1 protein-coding gene is annotated in these 2,373 nt (G+C 74.9%); it reads left to right on the top strand.

Annotation, left to right across the window (positions count from 1 at the left end; genetic code table 11):
* Window positions 1-413: 413 nt before the first annotated feature.
* Window positions 414-2,373 (top strand): FUSC family protein (locus ABZ281_RS46180; RefSeq protein ID WP_356664473.1); only part of this gene is annotated, 1,960 nt, incomplete at its 3' end.

The following is a 2,373-nucleotide window of genomic DNA, read 5'->3' as shown; positions in this document are numbered from 1 at the left end:
GGCGGCCGTCCGTACCGTGTCCGGTTCGCCACCCGGGCGCAGGACGATCACGAGGGAGACGAGAAGTCCCACTGCTGCCACGGCGACGGCCCAGACGAGGGCCGTGCGCCGCTTGCGGAGGGGACGGCGGTGGGATGCGGATGCCACGGATGAGTCCTTCGGGTCCTTGCGTGGTTCAGGAGAACGCGCGCTCACAACCCACCAGTGGTCACCGAGGCGGGAAAGGTTGCCGGGGCCCGTTCTCTCGATTGCCCCGGTCCTCGATTGCGTACATAAAGAACGCCGGTTCCGAGCCGTCCGACACGTTCCGGAAACCTATCCTCCAGGAACCCCGCCTACCGTGGGCCACACCCTGCCCCGGCCACCGTCGCCCGAAGGCCCACCCCTGCCCTCGCCGAGACGACAGGAGCCCCGTGTCCCGCCGCATCGCCCCCCACCTTCCGCCCTGGCTGGCGCACGCCCTGCACGCCCAGCGGGGACCGGTGCCCTGGAGCGCGGTGACGCGGGGGGCCCTGTCCGCCGGGCCCTTGCTGCTCGTGGCCGTACAGACCGGACTCTCCTCCCTCGGCGTCGTCGCCGCCGTCGCCGCCATGCTCGCCGGGATCAACGACCGGCCCGGGAGCCGGCGCGTCTCCGTCAAGCGGATCGGGGTGCCCGCCCTGGGCGGTGCGGTGGGGCTCCTGGTCGGTACGTACACCGGGCAGGGGACCGGGGCGGTCGTGCTCACCCTGGTGCTCACGGCCGTCGGGCTCGTCGCCGGGGGGATGAGCGCCATCGGGCCCGTCGCGTCCGCCGTCGGGACACAGTTGCTCGTCGGCGCGGCGATCGGCGCCGGGATGCCCCTGCCGGAACCGGGGTGGGAGCGGGCGCTCGCCTATCTGGCCGGAGCGGGCTGGCTGCTCGTGCTGCGGCTCGTCCTGCCCACGCCCGGCTCCCTCGCCGGTGACTTCCGGTTCGACGGGGAGCGGGAGGCCGTGGCCGGTGTCTACGAGGCCGTCGCCGAGCTGCTCGACGCTGTCGGCGGGCCGGACGCCATCCGTCGCCGGGCCGCGCTGACCGCCGCCCTCGACCACGCCCAGGACGCCCTCGCCGGACCCCGGCTGCGGAGGTACGCCTCCTCCTCCACCGAGCGGCGGCTGCACGCGCAGTACGCCGCGGCCCTGCCCCTCGCCGAGGCCGCCACCGCCCTTGCCTGGGCCGAGGAGGCCGTCACCGAGCGGGCCTCCGAAGGACCCCGGCGACTCGCCGCGGCCGTACGTGGCAACACCCACACCGGGCCGCTGCCCGCACCGTCCCGTTCGGCGCCGGCCCTGCGCGCCCTCGACGACGCCCTCCTGCACGCCGCCGAGGTGTTCGACCAGGGCCGGGGCGGCGATCTGCACACCCGGCCGCGCGGCGCCGGGGACCGGCTGCGCGCTGCCTTCGGCACCGCCGGACGCGAGTACGGGCTCCGCGTCGCCCTCTGCTTCGGCGCCAGCTCGGCGGTCGCCCAGGCCCTGTACCAGAGCCAGTGGTACGGGCAGCACGAGCACTGGTACTGGCTGCCCGCCACCGCCGTCTTCCTGGTCAAGCCCGACCTCGGGCCGCTTGTCTCGCGCGTGCTGAACCGGGCTGCCGGGACCGTCCTCGGGGCGCTGCTCTTCGCCGGGCTCGCCGCCGTCCTGCCCCGCCCGGAAGGCCTCATCGCGCTCGTCGCCCTCAGCGGGGCGCTCATACCCGTCGCCACCCGGCACTTCGCCGCCCAGACCGCCGTTGTCACCGTCCTCGTCCTGGCGCTCGTCATGGTCGGCGGCGAATCCCAGGCCTCCGCCGGGCGGATCGGCGAGACGCTGCTGGCCTGCGCGATCGTGCTGATCACCGGGCACCTGCCGATGCCCGGACAGCGCGGCGGGGGAGTGCGCGCCCGGCTCGCGGCGGCGGGCGACGCCGCGTACGCCTACCTCACGCACGTGCTGGACGAGGCCGACGCCCCGCGCATCGGGACCTCCGGCACCCCTTCCGGCCACCGCGCCACCCGCTGGACCCTGCGCCGCGAGGCCTACCGCACCCTGGCCGAGGCCCGTTCGGCCATCTCCCTCGCCGCGCACGAACTGCCCGCCCTCGCCCGGCACACCGAGGGTGCGGACGAGGTGGCCGGCCTCCTCGAACGCCTCGTCGACACGACGACCGCCTGCGCCGTGCACCTCGACGACACGGGCCGGATCGGGCCCCGCCACAAGGAACGCCTCACGGCCGTTCTCGCCGAACTCGCCGGACGCGGAGAACGGGCGGGACTACGGCGAGACGTCCTTGGAGGTGTTGCCGTTGTTGACTTCGGTGAAGTTGTGGTTGAAGTGCGTGGCGGGGACGATGAAGCCCGCCGAGGCCAGGGCC

It is taken from the genome of Streptomyces sp. NPDC006265 (genome assembly GCF_040613555.1).
GTDB lineage: Bacteria > Actinomycetota > Actinomycetes > Streptomycetales > Streptomycetaceae > Streptomyces.
The sequence above is the reverse complement of the archived record's forward strand: the minus strand, read 5'-3'. Positions and strand labels throughout refer to the sequence as shown.